We start from the raw sequence: 20,724 nt of genomic DNA, 5'->3' as shown, positions 1-20,724 counted from the left end.
GCATTGCCTGTCTCGTGAGCGCGACAAATCGAGGTGCAAGTTAACATTGGCGTGAAATCAGGCCCAATACGACTTTCGGCCCTCGTGGGATGGCCGGAGTGTCGCTTTTGCAATGCACAAAATGCGCCGGGCGGCTGGCTGTGTTAACTGCGCGCGGCGCCTGCGGCGTCGACGGCCTTGCCAGATGCGGCTTGCCGGTGAACAATCCTGAGCCTGTTAAACATTTGCTTTTGCTTTTGATCTGCGACAGATCATGGCCGTGAAATTGTCCTGCGCATGGCTTCGATGACCGCATCCAGCACCACCCGCATCATGATCGCCGACGATCATCCCTTGTTCCGCGGGGCATTGCGTGAGGCCGTCGCCAGCGTGCTCGCCGATGCTGCGATCGACGAGGCCGGTACGTTCGAGGAGCTGACCTCGCAGCTCGAGCGCGATGCCGACGTCGACCTGATCCTGCTCGACCTCAGCATGCCCGGGATCAGCGGTTTCTCCGGGCTGATTTACCTGCGCGCCCAGTACCCGGCGGTTCCTGTGGTCATCGTCTCTGCGAGCGACGATGCCGGCACCATCCGCCGCTCGATGGATTTCGGCGCGTCCGGGTTCATTCCCAAGCGTTTCGGCGTCGACACGCTGCGCACGGCGATCGCCAGGGTGATGGCGGGCGATGTCTGGCTCCCGGCAGATGTCGATCTCGCCGCTGCCGGCGATCCCGACATGGCGAGGCTGCGCGACCGGCTCGTCACCCTGACGCCGCAGCAGGTGCGCGTGCTGATGATGCTGTCGGAGGGCTTGCTCAACAAGCAGATCGCCTATGAGCTCGGCGTCTCCGAGGCGACCATCAAGGCCCATGTCTCCGCAATCCTGCAGAAGCTCGGGGTCGAGAGCCGCACCCAGGCGGTGATCGCCGCCGCCAAGATCTCCGGCGCCCAGTGGCGCCCCGCAGACGCTCCGCCGCAATAAGCCGGCGCCAAAGCCATTCGTCCGTCCGCGGGCCTTCCCTCGCTATTCGGCGGCGATCATCTGCTGGGATCGCCACTGGCCGAGCAGGGCGCGCAGCGCCGCCGGCTTCAGCGGCTTGTTCAGGACGACGATGTGCTCCTCCGTGGCCGCCGCGCGCACCGCGGGGCTGCGGTCGGCGGTGATCAGGATCGCCGGGATCTGGGCGCCGAACCGGCGGCGGATGTCACGGATCGCGGCGACGCCGTTGCCGCGGTCGAGGTGGTAGTCGACCAGCAGCCCGGTGATCGGCCCGTCCGCCGCCGCGATGGCATCGATTGCGCCCGCAAGGTCGAGGGCGGCGATCACCTGGGCGTCCCAGCCGCTCAGCAGCGTCTTCATGCCGTCGAGAATCGCCGGATCGTTCTCGATGCAGACGATCCGCGTGCCGCTCATCGGCGCGCGCGCCAGCGGCGTCGCGCTGGTCACGGCGGCGGTGAAGGTGATCGCCGAGGCGATCGGCAGCGTCACCGAGAAGCGCGACCCGCCGCCGCGATTGGCGTCGATGGTGATGGCATGATTGAGCACGCGGGCGATGCGCTCGACGATCGACAGCCCGAGGCCGAGGCCGCGCGCGATCCGCGCGCCCTGGTCGAGCCGGTGGAATTCCTTGAAGATCTCGCGCCGCTTCGCCACGGGAATGCCGACCCCGGTGTCGTAGATGTCGATCTGCAGCACCTCGCCGCGCCGCCGGCAGCCGACCAGCACGCGGCCGTGCGGGGTGTACTTGATGGCGTTGGAGATCAGGTTCTGCAGCAGCCGGCGCAGCAGCACGCGGTCGGATTCCACCGGCAGCGAGCAGGGCGCGAAGGTCAGCGTCAGGTCCTTGGCGCGCGCCATTGGCGCGAACTCGATCTCCAGCGAGCGCATCAGGTCGCCGATGCGGAAGCTCGACACCGACGGCGTCATGGCGCCGGCATCCAGCCGCGAGATGTCGAGCAGCGCGCCGAGGATGTCCTCGATCGCCTCCAGCGATTCGTCGATGTTCTCGACGAGGCGGGCGTTGTCGCCGCCGCGCTCGACGAGGCTGGTGACATAGAGCCGTGCGGCGTTGAGCGGCTGCAGCACGTCGTGGCTGGCGGCTGCGAGGAAGCGGGTCTTGGAGGCGTTGGCGTCCTCGGCGGTGCTCTTGGCGCGTGCCAGTTCCGAGTTCAGCCGCGTCAGCTCTTCGGTGCGCTCGCGCACGCGGTTCTCCAGCGAGGCGTTGGCGCGCTCCAGCGCTTCGGCCGCCTCCACGCTCGGGGTGATGTCGGAGAAGGTGATGACCAGCGCGCCGCCGGGCATGCGGTTGGCGCGCACCTCGATTACCAGGTTGCGGTCGGCGAGCCGCTCGAGGTACGGCTCGCCTTCAGTGGTGTAGGCGGCGAGGCGCTTCTCGATCAGGCTGTGGCCCGGGGCGCTCGGCGTCGGCTTGCTGTCCAGCACCTCGAGGATGTCGCGCAGCGGCACGCCGTTCTGCACGATGTAGGACGGCAGGTCGAGCAGCTCGCCGAACTGGCGATTGGAGACGATCAGCTGCAGGTCGGCGTCGAACACCGCGATGCCCTGCCGCACATGGTTGAGCGCGGTCTGCAGCATCTCCTGGTTGAAGTGCAGCGCCGCGTGGGCATCGTCGAGCAGTTTCAGCGCCGCTTTTGCCGACACCGTGCGCTTGCGCAGCAACAGCGACATCACGACGCGCGACGAGGCCGCGCCGATCGACGACGCGATGAGGTGCTCGGCGTGCCGCAGCAGGCGGAAATCGGCGGGTGCCGCGCGCTCCAGGCTGATGCGCTGCAGCGCGGCGAAGGTCTCGAACTCAAGTCGGGCCCGCTCGGGGCCGAGATACTGCGCGACCGTGCCGAGCAGGTCCTGCACCGTCACGGTGGTGCGCCAGCGCCGGAAGTTCGGCGTCATCGGCGTCAGCTGGTTGGGGACGAACAGGTCGGCCTGCACACGCTCGATCGCGGAGGGCTGGCGCATCAGCGACAGCAGCACATAGGTGAGGCAATTGAGCGTCAGGCTCCACAGCACGCCGTGCATCAGCGGCGGCAGCTCCGAGCCAAGCAAGGCCTGCGGCCGCAGCAGTTCGATGCCGAGCGGGCCATGCTGCAGCCACATCATGCTGTCCGGGCCAAGATCGGACAGGCTCGGCAGGAACAGCGTGTACGCCCACGCCGCGAAGCCGACCAGCATGCCGCCGATGGCGCCGCGCGCGGTGGCGCGCCGCCACACCATGCCGAGCAGGAAGGACGGCGCAAGCTGGGCGATGGCCGCGAACGACAACAGCCCGATGGCGGCGAGCTGGGCGTTGCCGAGCGCGCGATAGTAGAGATAGGCCATCAGCATGATGGCGAAGATCGCAAGGCGCCGGGTGTTGAGCAGGAAGCCCGCGAAGTTCTGTCCGCCCTCCCGCCATGCCGGGCTGCGCCGCAGCATCAGCGGCACCACGATGTCGTTCGACACCATGATGGCGAGCGCCACGCATTCGACGATCACCATCGCGGTCGAGGCCGACAGGCCGCCGACGAACACCATCATGCTGATCAGCGTCGAGCCGTCGGCGATCGGCAGCGCCAGCAGGAACATGTCGCTGTCGATGACGCCGAACGGGAAGGTGACGAGGCCGGCCAGCGCCACCGGGATGACGAACAGGTTGATGGCAACGAGGTACAGCGGAAACAGCCAGCGCGCGCGCCGCACCTCGGCGTCGCGGGTGTTCTCGACCACGCTGACATGGAACTGGCGCGGCAGCAGCAGCACCGCGAAGAACGACAGCAGCGTCATGGTCACGAAGTTGCCGATCGAGGGCGCGTGGCTGATGGCGCGTGCCGCTTCCGGCGTCTTCAGGGCGCGCTCGACCAGTTCATGCGGGCTGAACATCCAGAACGTGATGAACGCGCCGGCGGCGAGGAACACCACGAGCTTGACGATCGATTCGGTGGCAACCGCGAGCATCAGGCCGTGCTGGTGCTCGGTCGCATCGGTCTGGCGGGTGCCGAACAGGACGGCGAACAGCGCCATGGCAACGGTCACCACCAGCGCGATGTCGCCGACCAGCGGGATATGCGAGATCGCAAGATCGAGCGACTGGTCCTCGCCGAGGATGGTCTCCAGCGACGAGGCGACGGCCTTCAGCTGCAGCGCGATATAGGGCACCGAGCCGATGATCGCGATCCCCGCGGCGGCGGCGGCCACCGCCTGGCTCTTGCCATAGCGGGCGCCGACGAAATCGGCGACCGAGGTGATGTTGTGGGCCTTGGCGAGGTGGATGATGCGCAGCAGCAGAGGCGTGCCGAAGGCAATCAGCAGCACCGGGCCGACATAGATGGCGAGGAATTCGACGCTGGTGCGGGTGGCGAAGCCGATCGATCCGAAGAACGTCCACGACGTGCAGTAGATCGCCAGCGACAGCGGATAGATCAGGATGCCGGCTCGGGCGCGCTGGGCCTGCGACAGGCGGTCGCCATAGCTCGCGACCACGAACAGCAGGCCGATGTAGCCGAAGGCGACGGCGATCACGCCCCAGTTATGCATTGTGACGTTTTGTCCCGGGCCCGGTGCTCGCGTCCCGGCATGGGGCGCAGCCTTGTGAAAAATCTAGCGCACCGTCGTGGCCGGCGACAGGGATTTTAGCCGGCCTTGTCAGGAGGTTACCGAACCGGGTCCAGGGAGTTGCCCATGCAACTAAAAATTGCGTAGGTCACAAAGATAGATGTTCGCGGGCGGCCATGGCATGGCGGAATCTCTATGCTTGGCCAGCTTTTTTTACTACGGATTTGTAAACCGCAGCGAATCAGCATATACACGTAATGGTTGTACTTAAGCGCAGGGCAGGGACCAGCGCGCATGGGCTTGAAGCATCCATTTGCTGCCGACCTTCCGGTTTTCATCGTGGACGACGATTCCTCGGTCAGGGATGCGCTCTCGCTGCTGTTGAAGATCGAAGGTTTTGTTCCGAGAGGGTTTGGTGATGGCCTCTCGTTCCTGGAGGTGGTCCAGGACAATGTCCCGGCCTGTGTGGTGATGGACATCAACCTGCCGGGCCGCACGGGACTCGAGCTGCTCGAGGATATCTTCAAGCTCCGCTTCCCGCCGCCGGTGATCGTGATCACCGGGCAGGCCGACATCGCCATGGCGGTGGCGGCCATGAAGAGCGGTGCCAGCGACGTGCTGGAAAAGCCGTTTGCGGCCAACGTGCTGATCGACAGGATCCGTGACGTGGTGACGGCGCATCATCGCCTGACCAACGGCTACATCGAGGGACTGGCCAATTTTCCGGGCCGCGAGCTGCTCACCAGCCGCGAGCGCGATGTGCTGTCGCAGGTGGCGCGTGGCGCATCCAACAAGGAGGCGGGGCGGCGGCTCGGCATCAGCCCGCGCACGATCGAGGTGCATCGCGCCCGGATCATGGACAAGCTCGGAGCCAAGAACGCCGCCGACCTGATGCGGATCGTGCTGTCCGAGCAGCCGCCGCGTTCGCGGCACTCGCATGGCTGAAGGAACGGGGTCGACGGGGTGAAGACGCGCGCGGCCTGCTTGCGGGCCGCGCGCTGGCTATCGTGCTTTCGAGCGCAGCTTGGCCGTCGACAGCGCGGCTATTCGGCCGCCAGCGCCTTTTCGCGAAGCGGCAGCGCGAGCTTGTCCCACACCTGCGCCATTGCCTCCGCCAGCTGATCCATCAGCGCGTCGTCGTGATATGGCGAGGGCGTGATGCGCAGCCGCTCGGTGCCCTTGGGCACGGTGGGATAATTGATCGGCTGGATGTAGATGCCGTGGTCCTCGAGCAGCAGGTCGCAGGCCTTCTTGCAGCGCTCGGGATCGCCCACGAACACCGGCACGATGTGGGTGTCGCTCGGCATCACCGGCAGTCCGGCCGCGGTCAGGATCGCCTTCAGCCGTGCCGCGCGGTCCTGGTGGCGGTCGCGCTCCCACTGGGACGTCTTGAGATGACGGATCGCCGCGGTCGCGGCGGCGCAGATCGCCGGCGGCAGCGCGGTGGTGAAGATGAAGCCCGGCGCATAGGAGCGCACCGCGTCGATGATCTCAGGTCTCGCGGCAATGTAGCCGCCGAGGCAGCCGAACGCCTTCGCCAGCGTGCCTTCGAGCACGTCGATGCGATGCATCACACCATCGCGCTCGGCGATGCCGCCACCGCGCGGTCCGTACATGCCGACCGCGTGCACCTCGTCGACATAGGTCATCGCGCCATAGCGCTCGGCGAGGTCGCAGATCTTCGCCAATGGCGCGACATCGCCGTCCATCGAATAGAGGCTCTCGCACACGATCAGCTTCGGCCGCTCGGGATCGGCGGCGCGCAGCAGCTCCTCGAGATGGGCGACATCGTTGTGGCGGAACACGACGCGCTCGCAGCCGGACTGGCGAACGCCCTCGATCATCGAATTGTGGTTGAGCGCGTCCGACAGGATCAGGCAGTTCGGCAGCAGCTTGGCGAGGGTGGAGATGCCGGTCTGGTTCGAGACATAGCCGGAGGTGAACACCAGCGCCGCCTGCTTGCCATGAAGGTCAGCGAGCTCCTGCTCGAGCTGGATCAGCGCATGGTTGGTGCCGGCGATGTTGCGGGTGCCGCCGGCGCCGGTACCGGCGCGGGTCGCGGTCTCGACCATGGCGCCGACCACCTTGGGATGCTGGCCCATGCCGAGATAGTCGTTGGAGCACCAGATCACGACATTGCGCTGGCCGCGCGGCGAGTGCCACGTCGCATGCGGGAAGCGTCCGGCGATCCGTTCCAGGTCGGCGAACACGCGATAGCGCCGCTCGTCATGCAAGCGATCGAGGGCCTGGCTGAAGAAGCGATTGTAATCCATCTCAAATCCCGGGCGGCGCTGGCGCGGCAGGCGCGCTCTCGGCCTTTTTTAGAGCGTTTCCAGTCTAGCTGTCGAGGCGCATTTGCGCAGCCCCAATATCCCTGGAAACACCTTGGACAAATTGACCAAGGTCAAGCTCCGGCCCGGTCAGACGGTGGCGAAGCGCAGGATGCCGTCGGTGGACGGGGCGACCGTCAGCCGGCCCTCGGCCAGCATGTGGTTGACATGGGCGATGAGCTCGCCCGCGGCGAAGCCGGTCTGGTGGGCGTCGAGCTTGTGTTTGTTGAACACCACCGGCACGAGCTGCGCCGAGGTTTGTGGTGCAGTGCGGCAAGCGTCCGCGATCATGCGGCAGCGCTCCTCGTGGTGGTCGGCGAGCTGCTTGATCCGGATCTTGACCCCGAAGAATGGAATGCCGTGTCCCGGCAGCACCAGGACATCGTCAGGCAGCACACGGTCGAGTTCGGCCAGCGATGTCAGGTACTCGCCGAGAGAGTTGGCGTCGGGTTCGACCGCCCACACGCTGACGTTCGGCGAGATCTTGCTCAGCACCTGATCGGCAGACAGGAACAGCTTGTCGTCGGCGCAATACAGCATCACCTGGTCGAGGGCGTGGCCGCCGCCGGTGATGACCTTGAAGCGTCGCGTGCCGATGGTGATTTCGTCGTCCTTGGACAGGCGGCGATAGGACGCCGGCAGCGTCGAGACGCGCTGGAGATACTCCTGGCCGCGGCCGAGCAATTGGTCGGTGAGATCCTCGTCCATGCCATGGCGGCGGAAGAACAGCCGCTGCGCCTGCTTGCGCTCGTCCGAGCCGCGGTGCTGGTGGTAGGCGCTCTGCAGGTATTCGACCTGCGACATCAGCAGCGGGCAGTTGAAGCGTTCGACAATCCAGCCTGCGAGACCGACATGATCGGGATGGGCATGGGTGACGATCAGGCGGGTGATGGTCACGCCCTTGAGCGGGCCCTCGAACAGTTTCGTCCAGGCGGCGATGGTTTCCTCATTGCCGAAACCGGCATCGACCATGGTCCAGCCGTCGCCGTCCTGCAGGAGGTAGATGTTGACGTGGTTGAGGCGGAACGGCAGCGCAAGACGCACCCACAGCACACCCGGCCGCAGCTCGATCACCTCGTCCGGCTGTGGTGCGGTCTCGAAGGGATAGCGCAGGGGATCGGCGGGTTTGGTCGGCGTCGGGGCGTTGGCGTGCATCTGTGTCGGAACCTCCAGAGTCCGGCTTAACCGGCCCGGCGGCGTTACGCCAGCCGAAAGTGCCGTGCCCGCCTCAAACGCGCGTTTGAAAATTCCCCCCTACGGCAGGTTCCTGCGGTGGCCGCGGCGATGCATGGCAGCCCCACGCCGTCCGCGGCTCTCGCAACTGCCCGTGGTCCGCGCGGCCGGCGTCAGGCGGCGCGGATGTCGGCGAGGAAGGCGTGGATGCCGTCGCGCAGGTCGTCGGCGTCGCGGCGCAGCGCGCTGGAGGCGGACAGCACCTGCTCGGCGGCGGAGCCGGCCTCGGCGGACGCCTGGCTGACGCCGACGATGTTGCTGGACACCTCGGTGGTGCCGGACGCCGCCTGCTGGATGTTGCGGGCGATCTCGCGGGTGGCCGAGCCCTGCTGCTCGACCGCTGTGGTGATCGTGGTGGTGTACTCGCTCATCACGCCGATGGTCTCACTGATGCCGCGGATGGCGGCGACGGCGGAGGCGGTGACCTGCTGCACCTGGGTGATCTGCGAACGGATCTCCTCGGTGGCGCTGGCGGTCTGGTTGGCGAGGCTCTTGACCTCGGAAGCGACCACGGCAAAGCCCTTGCCGGCTTCGCCGGCTCGCGCCGCCTCGATGGTGGCGTTGAGCGCCAGCAGGTTGGTCTGCGAGGCGATGGTCTGGATGAGGTCGACCACGACGCTGATACGGTTGGCGCTGTCGGCGAGGCCCTGCATGGTGGCGTCGGTGCGGCCGGCTTCCTCGACGGCCCTGCCGGCGACCTCGGACGAACTCGTCACCTGGCGACTGATCTCCGCGATCGAGGACGACAGTTCCTCGGTGCCGGCGGAGACGGTCTGCACATTGATCGCGGTCTCCTCGGCGGCGGAGGCCACCGCATTGGCGAGCTCGCTGGAGCGGCCCGCGGTGGCCGCCATGCCCTGCGCGGTCGACTGCATCGAATTTGCCGATGTCATCAGCCCGTCCAGCGCGCTGCGCACGCTGTCCTCGAAATGGGCGATGCGCTGCTCCATCCGCGTGGTGCGCGCGGCCTTGCTCTCGCGGTCCTTGTCCTGGTCGCGGCTCATGTCGCGGGCCCGGACCAGGCCGTCGCGGAACACTTCCAGCGACCGCGCCATGCTCGCCACTTCGTCCTGCTGGCGGCTCGGGACGACCTCGGCGGCGAGATCGCCGTCGGCGAGGCGCTGCATCACCGACTGCAGGTTGCCGATGCGGCGCAGGATGTTGCGGCCGACATAGAGCCAGACGAACAGCGCGGAGCCGACCAGCGTCAGCGCGCCGAGCGCCAGCATGGCGATGGTCGCGATCGCGATCGTGCCCTTGGCGCCCGTGGTCACGGTGTTGGTGTTGGTCTGCACGTCGGCGACGAGCTGCCGCACGCTGATCTCGAGGCCGCGGTTGAGCTTGCGCGTCTCCTCGAGGATCAACTGGCCGTAGTCGAGGGCGTCGAGCTCCTTCTGGCGCAGCTTGAACACGCTGGCCTTGCCTTCGCCGAAGGCGATCAGCTTCATCGCCGTGGAATGCAGCGGTGCCGCGCTCTTGACCGTGGCGAGCGACTTCAGCAGCGGCTCGATATGCTTGCGTGTGGTGGCGAAGCTCTCCTGCAGGGTGTCGATGTCGCCGGTGTTGGAGGCGGACATCGCGCCCATCATGTCGGCGGTCATGCTGTTGCAGTCGGAGATGATGGTGCTGAGACGCTCGACGCTGTAGGCGACCTCCTTGACGAGGTCGCCGTCGATTTCGGCCGATGTCAGCAGCGCGTTGAGGCGGGTCTGCGCGTCGGCCATTTCCGGCGCGGCCGATTCCTGGAAATGACTCTGCGCCAGCCGCAGCGTGTCGTACTGCTTCTCGCGGTCGGCGACGATGTCGAGCCGCTCCTTGGCGGCGTTGCCGAGGCTGTTGATGGTGTCGTCGATGCTTTTGACGGTCTCTTCCAGCGCGCTCACCACGGCCTTGTCGGCGCCGAGACTGGCGATCTCGCGCAGCTTGTCGATGGCCGACGCCTGCGTGGCTTTCAGATCCTTGGTGAGATCGACGCGCGAGGCGTCGTCGCGGGCCGACAGCAGTGCCGGTCCCTTGGAAGACAGGCTTTCGCTCAGCGTGGAGAGCTGCATGCTGGCGGCGAGGCGGGGAATGTCGCGGCCGGAGAGGTCCGCCATGGTGCGCCCGAGCCGGTCGAGCAGGATGCTGGCGGAGCCGCTGATCACCAGCGCCATCGCCGCGATCAGCGCGAAGGCGAGAAAGAGGTTGCCCTTGAGACCGAGCTGCGGCCGCAGGCCGCTACGCGACAACCGTCGTGTCCATGAAAAGCCCATGTTTCCCCCTGCGCACGGCATGTCTGCTCTTTGCGGCGCGCGGAGTATGGCCATACCGAGTTAACAAAAATTGGAGAATTTGCGCTTTTTCAGCGGGTTTTCGCGCCTGGACGACCCGATGGATGGGTCATGGTCATTGCAGGAGGTGACGTCGCGGGCTGCGCGCCAGCGGATGTATCCTGCCATGCGGCATCGAGAATCCCGCGGCGGAAGGCGGCGATCTTGGGCGAGGCGCCGCGCGCGTCCGGATACACCAGATAACACGCGAATGCCTCCAGCATGGTGGTATCCACCAACCGCAACGGGCGTCCCTCGGCGTCGTGCACCAGCGGCCAGCGCGTCAGCGCCGCGGGCGTGGCCGGTCGTCCGAGCCGTTCGACCAGCGCCGGCGCCGCCACCGGCACGATCTCGACGCTCACCACACGGCCGCTGGCGAGGCCGCCATAACGCCCGAGCCCATGGCGAACAGCGACATCGACGCCGTCACGGCTGAAGTCGGCCAGTGTGTTGCTGGCGATCACCTCAAGGCGCGTCGCGCGTTCAGGGGAGGAAGCCCGGAATTGCGGCGGTCATCGCGGCTCTGCATTTAGTTTTTCCAATATTTCAAGCTTAGAAAATCTGGTTTGTGCTGCGCTGAATCGCAGCTCATATTCATGCTTCTTCCGATTACCGCGTCATCGGTGCGGCTTATCGTCATAGTCCTGGCGTTAGCTATTCCAATTCCAATGAGGAAAATATGGGCAGGGGCGTGTTCTACGGCTGGTTTGTCGTCGCCGCGGCCTTCGCGGTCACCTGCATGGGCTTCGGCAGCGCTTATTCGTTCAGCGCTTTCATCGGCGCGCTGCAGAGCGATTTCGGCGCCTCGCGCGGCTCGGTGGCGCTGGTGTTCTCGCTCGCCGGCTTTCTCTATTTCAGCCTCGGCATCGTCAGCGGACCGCTGGCGGATCGCTTCGGCTCGCGGCCTCTCGCCGTTGTCGGCATGGTATTGACCGGCGTCGGGCTCGGCGCCGCCGGCTATGCGCGGACCCTGACCGAGGTCTACGTGGCCTACGGGCTCGGCGTCGGCGGCGGCGTCGGCTGCGCCTATGTGCCGGCGGTCGGCGCCGTGCAGCGCTGGTTCGTGCGCCGCCGCGGCTTCGCCTCGGGGCTCGCCACCGCCGGTATCGGCGTCGGCACGCTGGTAATGCCGCCGCTGGCGGCGGTGATCATCGCCGCGCTCGGCTGGCGCGACGCCTACATCATCCTCGGGGTGCTGACCGTGGTGATCGGCGCAGGCATGGCGCTGCTGATCGAGAACGACCCGCAGCGCCGCGGCCTTGCGCCCGATGGAGATCCGCTCCAGACCGCGGGCAGGGCCACGCAGGCAAGCGGCCTGTCGATCGGCGAGGCGGTGCGCTCGGGCCGCTTCATCGGCCTCTATGCCGCATGCCTCGTGTGCTCGTTCGGGGTGTTCGTGCCGTTCGTCCATCTCGTACCCTTCGCCCTCGACCACGGCATCGCGCCGGCGACCGCAGCGCTGCTGATGGGAGCGATCGGCATCGGCAGCACCGTCGGACGCTTCGGCCTCGGTGGTGTCGCCGACCGGCTGGGACGGCAGCAGTCGCTGCTGGTGATGTTCATCGGCATGGCGCTGGCGCTGATGATCTGGGCCGTGGCGGCGCAGGCCTGGTCGCTGGCGCTGTTCGCGCTGGTGTTCGGCGTGTTCTATGGCGGCTGGGTCGCGGTGCTGCCGGCGGTGGTGATGGATTTCTTCGGCGGCCGCAATGTCAGCGGGTTGATCGGCATTCTCTACACCAGCGTCGCCTTCGGCACGCTGATCGGTCCCAGCGCGGCGGGCTTCATTTTCGATCGCAGCCACAGCTATACGGTGGCGATCCTGGTGAGCGTCGTGGCCAATGGCGTCGCCGCCGCCATCATGGTCGGGATGTTGCGCGTTTCCAGAACGAAGGAGAGCACGAGATGACGGATGCAGTGGCGGTGGTGACGGCCCGGCAGGAGGGCAAGCTGCCTGGCGTGCTCGGCTTCGAATGGAGCGAGGTGCGCGCAGGCTTCGTGAAGGGGCGTTTCGACGTCCAGGGCCACCATCTGGCGCCCAACGGCTACCTGCACGCGGCGAGCGTGGTGGCGCTGGCCGATACCGCCTGCGGCTATGGCTGCCTGCAGTCGTTGCCGAACGGTGCGACGAACTTCACGACCATCGAGCTCAAGTCCAACTTCCTCGGCACTGCGCTCGAAGGCGGCGTCGCCTGCGAGGCGCGTCTGACCCATGGCGGTCGCACCACCCAGGTGTGGGATGCCGAGGTGAAGAGCGAGGCGAGCGGCAAGACCATCGCGCTGTTCCGCTGCACCCAGATGGTGCTGTATCCGCGCGCGTGAGGGCACGCGGCTGCCGTGGCTCGATTTAGCCCTGGATGAAGTCATCCGGACCATTCTACGTCTTTCTCTGTCGTGGCCGGGCTTGTCCCGGCCACCTCGCTTAGGGGCGCAGTGCTCTCCTTGTCGGGGTCGCCGGGACAAGCCCGGCGACGACAAATACTAAGGCCGGTGGGCTTTTCTGATCAGAGGCTGAGGTGCGAGCATTAGTGAGCCTCGAAGGGCGACGGACTAGTCGGTACTCGGCACGTAGAATGGCGTGCCCTGAAGCTCCGGTTCGTCGAACGCCTCGACCCGCGCGCGCATGGCATCGGCGTCCTCGCAGAACAGCGACGCGCTGATCGCCCCCGCCACCCGCTCGGCGGCGATGTTGACGCCGGGAATGTCGCTGGCGATCGCGGTGTGGCTCAGCGCCGCGCCATGGTTGACGAGATGGATGCGTGTCAGCGCCGGATTGCGGCCGGGGATGCGCTCGGTCAGTTCGAAGCCGGGGCCGAGATAGGGATGGCGGGCGAGGTCGTCGCGCATGAGCGCGGCTGGCGGCGTGTAGCGGTCGCCCCAGGTCGCGACGTCGCCAGCGACATCAGCGAGTTCGGGAATCGCGCGGGCGTCGACCTGAAAGCCGGTGGCGACGATCAGAAAGTCATGGCGTCTTGGTTCAGCCTCGCCGGCGAGCGTCACCGCGACGCCGTCATTGGCGCGCGCGACCGCGCGGACCGGATGGCCGAGATGGATGTGAAAGCCCGGCTGCGCCAGCGCGCGGTGCACCGTCTCGTGCGGCACCGGCGACTGCACGTCGTTGAAATAGGCCATGTAGCGCCAGCGCTCGGCGTCGGGCAGCGCCGACCAGCCGTAGAGGAAGCCGGGAAAGGCGGAGCCGCGTCCCTTGTTGACCTGGGGCAGCACCGGCCGGCGCACATACATGTCGACACGGGCGGCGCCCTGTTCGAGCGCGGTGGCCGCATTGTCCCAGCCCGAGGCGCCAGCGCCGAGGATGGCGATCGATTGGCCGCGCAGCCGGTCGAAATCGATGGGGTCGTTGGTATGGGCGGCGCGTTCGGGCGCGAGCGTACGGTCGACGAAGGCCGGCCAGGCATCGCCGCCGGCGCCGCCGCGGCCGGTGGCCAGGATCACACGCCGCGCGATCAGCTCCTGCGGTGCGCCGTCCGCGTCGAGCCGTGCACGCAGGTGCGAGCCGGCGGGCGTCAGTGCCACGAGACGGTTGCGATGGCGCACAGGCAGGGACAGCACACGTTGCAGCCAGCCGAGATAGTCGGCCCACAGCTCGTTCGGGATCTTGTAGAGGCGCTCCCAATCCGCGGTGCCGAAGCGGGCCTCATGCCAGGCGCGGTAGGTGAGCGAGGGAATGCCGAGCGCGGGGCCCGGCAGGGTCTTGGGCGAGCGCAGCGTGCCCATCCGCGCATAGGTCATCCACGGGCCTTCGCGGCCGGGCGCGGCCTGGTCGATCACCGCGATGTTGCGCACGCCCTTGAACAGCAGGGCGCCCGCAGCGGCGATGCCGTTCATGCCGGCGCCGACAATCAGCACGTCGAGGACCGGCGCACCGTCCGGTCCGGTTACGGTCGCAGGCCAGTTGTCCGGCGGCAGGCCGAGGCAGGCGAGGTCGCGGGCGACCGCCGCGTCGTGCTGGTGCGCTGAAATGTCATCCATGAGCGCGATCTAACATTCCCCATCGTCCATCTCAACGATGTGGAGCGACCGCAGTGCAGAAGAAAATACTGGAGTGGTGCTTCTGCGGAGAACGGTTAACTTATCCGGTGCGCATATCTTGTGCTGCGGAGTAAAAATATCCAAAATCAAGAAAATCTCTCAGGCTATTCCCAGGGGGCGCGCACGGCCTCCAGGCGCGGCATTCCCCCTGATGACCGCTGACAGGACCTTGGAAGGACGACGCATGCCGCTCAAACATCTCATCGGTCTCGACCACGTGGTGGTGGCTGTCCGTGATCTCGATGCTGCCGCTGCGGCGTGGAAGAAGCTCGGCTTCACGGTGTCGCCGCGGGGCACGCACTCGGCCCATCTCGGCTCGGGCAACTACACCATCGTGTTCGGCGACGACTATCTCGAGCTGCTCGGCATCCTCAACGAGACGCCGCACAATCAGGCCACGGTCCAGTTCCTCAAGGCCGGGGAGGGCATCGAGCGCACCGCCTTCACCACCGATGATGCCGCGGCCGGCGTCGCCGAGGTCAAGGCGCGGGGCCTTGCCGCCGACGGTCCGGTGCATTTCGGCCGGCCGGTGGATCTGCCGAACGGCGGCAAGAGCGAGGCCAAATTCAACATCTTTCGCTGGCCCGCCGACGAGGCGCCGGGCGGCGTGCGCATCTTCGCTTGCCAGCATCTCACGCCGGAGGCGGTGTGGATTCCTGAATTGAAGACCCATGCCAATGGCGCCAAGGGCCTGGTGCGGGTCGAGGTGCTGACCGACAAGCCGAAGGACGCCGCCGCGCAGCTTGGCCGCCTGATCGACCAGGGCGCGACCGAGACGGCCGAGGGCGTGCGCGTCGCCACCGGCGGCCGCCGTGCGGACTTCCTGTTCTATGACGCCGCCGCGTTCGCCAGGCGCTATCCCGACGGTGTGCGCCAGGGCACACCCGCCGGCGGTGCCGTCGTCATCGTGATCGCGACCGACGATCTCGCCAAGGCCCGCGCCATTCCCGGCGCCGTCGCCCATGATGGCGGCGTCAGCGTGCCGGCGTCGGCCGCGAGCGGCACCGTTCTCCATTTCGTTCAGGCGTGAGCGGCGCGCCGCGCCCCACATGCGTTGATAGAGGAAGCTGATGAGTTTCGACCGTTTTGAGATCACCCGCCGCGCCGCGTTGATGACGTCGGCGGCGATCGCCGCCAATGTCGCGTTGCCATGGCGCGCGTTTGCGCAGGAGACCCCGCGCAAGGGCGGCGTATTCACCGTGCACTACAATGCCGAGCAGCGGCAGCTGAACCCCAGCCTGCAGGCTTCCACCGGCGTCTACATCATCGGCGGCAAGATCCAGGAATCGCTGGTCGATCTCGACGCCAATGGCCACACGGTCGGCGTGCTGGCGGAGAGCTGGGAATCGTCCAAGGACGGCAAGACCATCACCTTCAAGCTGCGCAAGGGTGTCACCTGGCATGACGGCAAGCCGTTCACGTCCGCCGACGTCGCCTTCACGGCGCTCGAGATGTGGAAGAAGATCCTCAACTACGGCTCGACCCTGCAGCTGTTCCTGACCGCGGTCGATACGCCCGATCCGCACACGGCGGTGTTCCGCTACGAGCGGCCGATGCCGCTCAACCTGCTGCTGCGGGCGCTGCCGGACCTCGGCTACATCTCGGCGAAGCACCTCTACGAGAGCGGCGACATCCGCGCCAATCCGGTCAACCTTGCCCCGGTCGGCACCGGCCCCTTCAAGTTCGTGCAGTACGAGCGCGGCCAGCACATCATCGCCGAGCGCAATCCCAACTACTGGCGCGGCGAAGGGCCGTATCTCGACCGCATCATCTGGCGGGTGATCACCGACCGCTCGGCCGCCGCGGCGCAGCTCGAGGCCGGTCAGTTGCACTACAGCCCGTTCTCCAGCCTGACGATCTCGGATCTCAACCGCCTCGGCAAGGACAAGCGCTTCATCGTCTCGACCAAGGGCAACGAGGGCAACCCGCGCACCAACACCATCGAGTTCAACTTCCGCCGCAAGGAACTCGCCGACCTGCGCGTGCGTCAGGCCATCGCCCACGCCCTCAACATCCCGTTCTTCATCGAGAATTTCCTTGGCGACTTTGCCAAGCTCGGCGTCGGCCCGATCCCCTCGGTCTCGAAGGACTTCTTCCCGGCCGACAACGGGCCGCAGTACCCCTACGACAAGGCGCGCGCGATCAAGCTTCTCGACGAGGCCGGTTTCAAGGCCGGTGCCGGGGGCGAGCGCTTCTCGCTACGGCTCCTGCCCGCACCGTGGGGCGAGGACATCTCGCTGTTCGCCACCTTCATCCAGCAGTCGCTGTCGGAGGTCGGCATCAAGGTCGAGATCGTGCGTAACGACGGCGGCGGCTTCCTCAAGCAGGTCTATGACGACCACGCCTTCGATCTCGCGTCCGGCTGGCATCAGTACCGCAACGATCCGGCGGTCTCGACCACGGTGTGGTACCGCTCCGGCCAGCCCAAGGGCGCGCCGTGGACCAACCAGTGGGACTGGACCGATCCGGTGATCGACAAGGTCATCGACGACGCCGCCACCGAGATCGATCCGGACAAGCGCAAGGCGCTATACGGCGACTTCGTGCGCCGCGCCAATGCCGAGCTGCCGATCTGGACGCCGATCGAGCAGCTGTTCCTCAGCGTGATCTCGACCAAGGCCCGCAACCACTCCAATACGCCGCGCTGGGGCTCCTCGACCTGGCACGATCTGTGGCTCGCGGAGTAATGGCCGATCCGCTAACCTGACGTCATGCGTATCCTGAACCTCGCGGGGCGGCGGCTCGCCGCCTCGATTCCGACCGTGATCCTGATCCTGATCGGGATTTTCCTGCTGCTGCAGTTCGCGCCCGGCGACACCGTCGACGCAATGATGGCCCAGATGGGTGGCGGCGACGCCGCCACCGCGCGGGAGCTGCGCCACTTCTACGGCCTCGACCTGTCGATCCCGGCGCGCCTTGCCGATTACCTGTGGCGGCTGGTGCGCTTCGACCTCGGCTTCTCCTCGATCTACGGCAAGCCGGTGGCGACCGTGATCGTCGAGCGGTTGCCGGTCACGCTGCTGTTGATGGGCGCGTCGCTGTCGCTGGCGTTCTTTGCCGGCCTCGTGCTCGGCGTCGTCGCCGCGCGGTCGGTCAACAAATGGCCGGATACCCTGATCTCGACACTGGGGCTGATTTTCTACGCCACGCCGTCGTTCTGGCTGGGGTTGATGATCATCGTGGTGTTTTCGATCTACCTGCAGTGGCTGCCGCCGGGCGGCTTCGAGGACATCACGGTGGTGCGCAGCGGGATCTGGCGCACGCTCGACATCGCGCAGCATCTCGTGCTGCCGACGCTGACGCTCGGCTTCATCTTCCTCGCCATTTACCTGCGGATCATGCGGGCCTCGATGCTGGAGGTGCTCAACCTCGATTTCGTCCGCACCGCCCGCGCCAAGGGGCTGGACGAGACGCGGGTGATTTCGCGCCATGTGCTGCGCAACGCGCTGCTGCCGATGGTGACGCTGATCGGGCTGCAGGCCGGCACCATGCTCGGCGGCTCGGTGGTGGTGGAGAGCGTGTTCTCGCTGCCGGGGCTCGGCCGGCTCGCCTATGAATCGGTGATCCAGCGCGACCTCAACACCCTGCTCGGCATCGTCTTCATCTCGGCACTGCTGGTGATCGCGGTGAACTTTCTGGTCGACCTGCTCTATGCGCGGCTCGATCCGCGCATCACCTCGGGGGTGTGACCATGCAGGCGCTCCGCCATTACTTCCGCAGCCCGCCGGCGGTGATCGGCCTGTTGCTGCTGCTCGTCGTCGTCGCCATGGCGCTCAGCGCTGGATTCCTGTTCCCGCGCGATCCGCTGGCGCTCGCCGGCCGGCCGCTGGTGTGGCCGCTGCAGAACCCGCGGTTCTGGCTCGGCACCGACAACTCCGGCCGCGATATCGCGGCGCAGATCTTTTATGGCGCCCGCATCTCGCTGCTGATCGGGCTGGTCGCCACCCTCGTCGCTGTGGCCATCGGCGTGGTGATCGGCGCCATCGCCGGCTTCTATGGCGGCCGGGTCGACACCGTGCTGATGCGGATCACCGAGGCGTTCCAGACGCTGCCGAATTTCATCTTCCTGCTGGTGCTCGTCGCGGTGTTCGGCTCCAACCTCACGACCGTCACCATCGCCATCGGCGTGGTGTCGTGGCCGGCCCCGGCGCGGCTGACGCGGGCCGAATTCCTGTCATTGCGCAACCGCGAATTCGTCCAGGCGGCGAAGACGCTGGGCGTGCGCGACGTCGGGCTGATCTTCCGCGAGATCCTGCCCAACGCGCTGCCGCCGATCGTGGTCTACGCCAGCGTGGTAATGGCAGTCTCGATCCTGCTGGAGAGCGCGCTGGCGTTCCTCAAGCTGTCCGATCCCAATGTCGCGTCGTGGGGCAACCTGATCGGGCTGGGACGCGACGTGCTGCGCGTGCAGTGGTACGTCGCCGCGATCCCCGGCGTCGCCATCCTGGTCACGGTGCTGGCGGTGTCGCTGGTCGGCCAGGGTCTCAACGACGCCTTCAATCCACGACTCAAAGGCCGGGGCTGACGGACCGATGACTGCCATCCTCACCCTCGACCATCTCAGTGTCCGCCTGCCGCGCGGCGCCGACCGCCCGCTCGCCATCGACGATGTGTCGTTCGCGGTCAATGCCGGCGAGATCGTCTGCGTCGTCGGCGAATCCGCCTCCGGCAAGTCGATGACGGCGAATGCGGTGATGCGCCTGCTGCCCGGCGGGGTCGCGATCACCGGCGGCCAGGTGCTGTTCGAGGGACGCGACCTTGCCGCGCTCGACGAGGCCGCGATGCGCAGGGTGCGCGGCGCCGGCATCGCCATGATCTTCCAGGAGCCGATGACCGCGCTCAATCCGCTGCGCAGCATCGGTGACCAGATCGGCGAGATGTTCTCCATCCACACCGATCTGTCGCGCGCGGCGATCCGCGCCCGGGTGCTGGAGCTGCTGGAGGAAGTCCGCATCCCGGATCCGGCGCGGGCGGCGAAGGCCTATCCGCACGAACTGTCCGGCGGCCAGCGCCAGCGCGCCATGATTGCCATGGCGCTGGCGCTCGATCCCAGGCTGCTGATCGCCGACGAGCCGACCACGGCGCTCGACGTCACCACCCAGGCGCAGATCCTCAAGCTGATCCACGACCTGCAGCGGCGCAAGGGCACCGCGGTGCTGTTCATCACCCACGACTTCGGCGTCGTCGCCGAGATCGCTGATCGCGTGGTGGTGATGCAGCAGGGGCGCATCGCCGAGCAGGGCACCGCCGACGAGGTGCTCAACCGGCCGCAGCATCCCTACACGCGCCAGCTCATCGCCGCCGTGCCGCGCCTGACCGTGCCGCCGCCGCGCAAGCTGGCGGACGAGGCGATCCTCACCATCGATCATGTGTCGAAGACCTATCGCACCGGCGGCTTTCTCGGCCGCGGCGCCCGCGTCACCCATGCGGTCAAGGACGTGTCGCTGGCCCTGCCGAAGGGCGCGACCCTCGGCATCGTCGGCGAATCCGGCTCGGGCAAGTCGACGCTGGCGCGCTGCCTGATGCGGCTGATCGATCCCGACGGCGGCGCCATCGTGCTCGACGGCAAGGATCTCGCGGCGCTCGACCACGGCGCGATGCGCGAGGAAACGCGCAACATCCAGATGGTGTTTCAGGATCCGTTCGCATCGCTCAATCCGCGGCGCACCGCCGGCGAGCTGGTGGCGCAGGGGCCGATCGTCCATGGCATGCCGCGTGGGAGCGCGCTGGCGCTGGCACGCGAATTGTTCGGCCTGATCGGGCTCGATCCCGCGGCGGTCGACCGCCATCCGCACGAATTCTCGGGCGGTCAGCGCCAGCGTATCGGGCTGGCGCGCGCGCTCGCGCTCAAGCCCAAGGTGCTGGTGGCGGACGAGCCGGTGTCGGCGCTCGACGTCTCGGTGCAGGCGCAGGTGCTGACCTTGCTCGCCGACCTGCGGGCGCGGCTCGACCTCTCGATGGTGTTCATCACGCATGACCTGCGCGTCGCGGCACAGATCTGCGATCTCGTCGCGGTGATGAAGGACGGCGAGGTGGTGGAGAGCGGCCCGGTGGCGCGGGTATTCGGCCACCCGCAGCACCCCTACACAAAGGCGCTGCTCGCCTCGATTCCGGGGCGGGAGTTCAGCCTCGCGCGCGCGGCGGTGCCGGCTTGACGCAGCGCAGGTCTCGGGATCCATGATCGCCCGGCGCAGTGTCGGAGGCCGGCGCCTCCGCTATGTCGCAGGGCAGGCGGTGACTGAGACTTTAGTCCTGTATGCTGTTGATTTGAT

General features: G+C 67.1%; 14 protein-coding genes and 1 pseudogene. 9 read left to right on the top strand and 6 right to left on the bottom strand.

Annotated elements, in window-relative coordinates; all coding sequences use genetic code 11:
- Nucleotides 1–285: 285 nt before the first annotated feature.
- Nucleotides 286–963: a response regulator gene (locus AB4Z37_RS07825; RefSeq protein WP_441516131.1), complete on the top strand. Its 678-nt coding sequence runs from the start codon at nt 286–288 to the stop codon at nt 961–963.
- A 42-nt stretch (nt 964–1,005) separates the two neighbouring features.
- On the opposite strand, the gene AB4Z37_RS07820 is transcribed toward AB4Z37_RS07825, so the two are convergent.
- On the bottom strand, nt 1,006–4,515 hold the full coding sequence (locus AB4Z37_RS07820; RefSeq protein ID WP_441516130.1) for a PAS domain-containing hybrid sensor histidine kinase/response regulator: 3,510 nt from the start codon (nt 4,513–4,515) through the stop codon (nt 1,006–1,008).
- Nucleotides 4,516–4,827: 312 nt separating this feature from the next.
- On the opposite strand from AB4Z37_RS07820, the gene AB4Z37_RS07815 reads away from it, so the two are divergent.
- Nucleotides 4,828–5,478 carry a response regulator transcription factor gene (locus AB4Z37_RS07815; RefSeq protein ID WP_441516129.1) on the top strand — a complete coding sequence of 217 codons (651 nt, stop codon included), beginning with the start codon at nt 4,828–4,830 and terminating at the stop codon, nt 5,476–5,478.
- Between the two features lie 98 nt (nt 5,479–5,576).
- Here AB4Z37_RS07815 and hemA read toward each other — a convergent pair whose 3' ends face one another.
- From hemA to AB4Z37_RS07795, 4 genes and pseudogenes are all read right to left on the bottom strand, one after another.
- Nucleotides 5,577–6,806: a 5-aminolevulinate synthase gene (gene hemA, locus AB4Z37_RS07810; protein WP_441516128.1), complete on the bottom strand. Its 1,230-nt coding sequence runs from the start codon at nt 6,804–6,806 to the stop codon at nt 5,577–5,579.
- A 147-nt stretch (nt 6,807–6,953) separates the two neighbouring features.
- Complete coding sequence (locus tag AB4Z37_RS07805; RefSeq protein ID WP_441516127.1) at nt 6,954–8,018, bottom strand: MBL fold metallo-hydrolase; 1,065 nt, start codon at nt 8,016–8,018, stop codon at nt 6,954–6,956.
- A gap of 191 nt (nt 8,019–8,209) precedes the next feature.
- Nucleotides 8,210–10,348, bottom strand: a complete 2,139-nt coding sequence (locus AB4Z37_RS07800) for a methyl-accepting chemotaxis protein (RefSeq protein WP_441516126.1) — start codon at nt 10,346–10,348, stop codon at nt 8,210–8,212.
- Nucleotides 10,349–10,437: 89 nt separating this feature from the next.
- A pseudogene (locus AB4Z37_RS07795) lies at nt 10,438–10,899 on the bottom strand (LysR substrate-binding domain-containing protein); the annotation flags it as partial.
- A gap of 185 nt (nt 10,900–11,084) precedes the next feature.
- Between AB4Z37_RS07795 and AB4Z37_RS07790 the strand changes: the two are divergent.
- Together AB4Z37_RS07790 and AB4Z37_RS07785 are read left to right on the top strand one after the other, a co-directional pair.
- Entirely contained in the window at nt 11,085–12,311 is a 1,227-nt protein-coding gene (locus tag AB4Z37_RS07790) for an MFS transporter (RefSeq protein ID WP_441516125.1), read from the top strand.
- Nucleotides 12,308–12,724, top strand: a complete 417-nt coding sequence (locus tag AB4Z37_RS07785; RefSeq protein WP_441516124.1) for a PaaI family thioesterase — start codon at nt 12,308–12,310, stop codon at nt 12,722–12,724. Before AB4Z37_RS07790 ends, AB4Z37_RS07785 begins: the two co-directional genes overlap by 4 nt.
- Before the next feature lie 228 nt (nt 12,725–12,952).
- On the opposite strand, the gene AB4Z37_RS07780 is transcribed toward AB4Z37_RS07785, so the two are convergent.
- Entirely contained in the window at nt 12,953–14,392 is a 1,440-nt protein-coding gene (locus tag AB4Z37_RS07780) for an FAD/NAD(P)-binding protein (RefSeq protein ID WP_441516123.1), read from the bottom strand.
- 244 nt (nt 14,393–14,636) lie between these two features.
- Between AB4Z37_RS07780 and AB4Z37_RS07775 the strand changes: the two genes are divergently transcribed.
- From AB4Z37_RS07775 to AB4Z37_RS07755, 5 genes are read left to right on the top strand one after another with little or no spacing between them, the layout of a single operon-like run.
- On the top strand, nt 14,637–15,482 hold the full coding sequence (locus AB4Z37_RS07775) for a VOC family protein (RefSeq protein WP_441516122.1): 846 nt from the start codon (nt 14,637–14,639) through the stop codon (nt 15,480–15,482).
- Nucleotides 15,483–15,522: 40 nt separating this feature from the next.
- Nucleotides 15,523–17,139, top strand: coding sequence for an ABC transporter substrate-binding protein (locus AB4Z37_RS07770; protein ID WP_441516121.1), 1,617 nt, complete (start codon nt 15,523–15,525; stop codon nt 17,137–17,139).
- Between the two features lie 24 nt (nt 17,140–17,163).
- Nucleotides 17,164–18,141 (top strand): ABC transporter permease, encoded by a 978-nt coding sequence (locus AB4Z37_RS07765; RefSeq protein ID WP_441516120.1) that lies wholly within the window; start codon nt 17,164–17,166, stop codon nt 18,139–18,141.
- 2 nt (nt 18,142–18,143) lie between these two features.
- Nucleotides 18,144–18,977 carry an ABC transporter permease gene (locus AB4Z37_RS07760; RefSeq protein ID WP_441516119.1) on the top strand — a complete coding sequence of 278 codons (834 nt, stop codon included), beginning with the start codon at nt 18,144–18,146 and terminating at the stop codon, nt 18,975–18,977.
- 7 nt (nt 18,978–18,984) lie between these two features.
- A complete protein-coding gene (locus AB4Z37_RS07755) occupies nt 18,985–20,607 on the top strand; it encodes an ABC transporter ATP-binding protein (protein WP_441516118.1) in 1,623 nt (540 codons plus the stop codon).
- The last annotated feature ends 117 nt before the right edge of the window (nt 20,608–20,724 follow it).

Source organism: Bradyrhizobium sp. 2TAF24, from assembly GCF_052115025.1.
Classification (GTDB): Bacteria; Pseudomonadota; Alphaproteobacteria; order Rhizobiales; family Xanthobacteraceae; genus Bradyrhizobium_A.
Note: the sequence above shows the minus strand (reverse complement) of the source record. Positions and strands in the feature narration are given on the sequence as shown.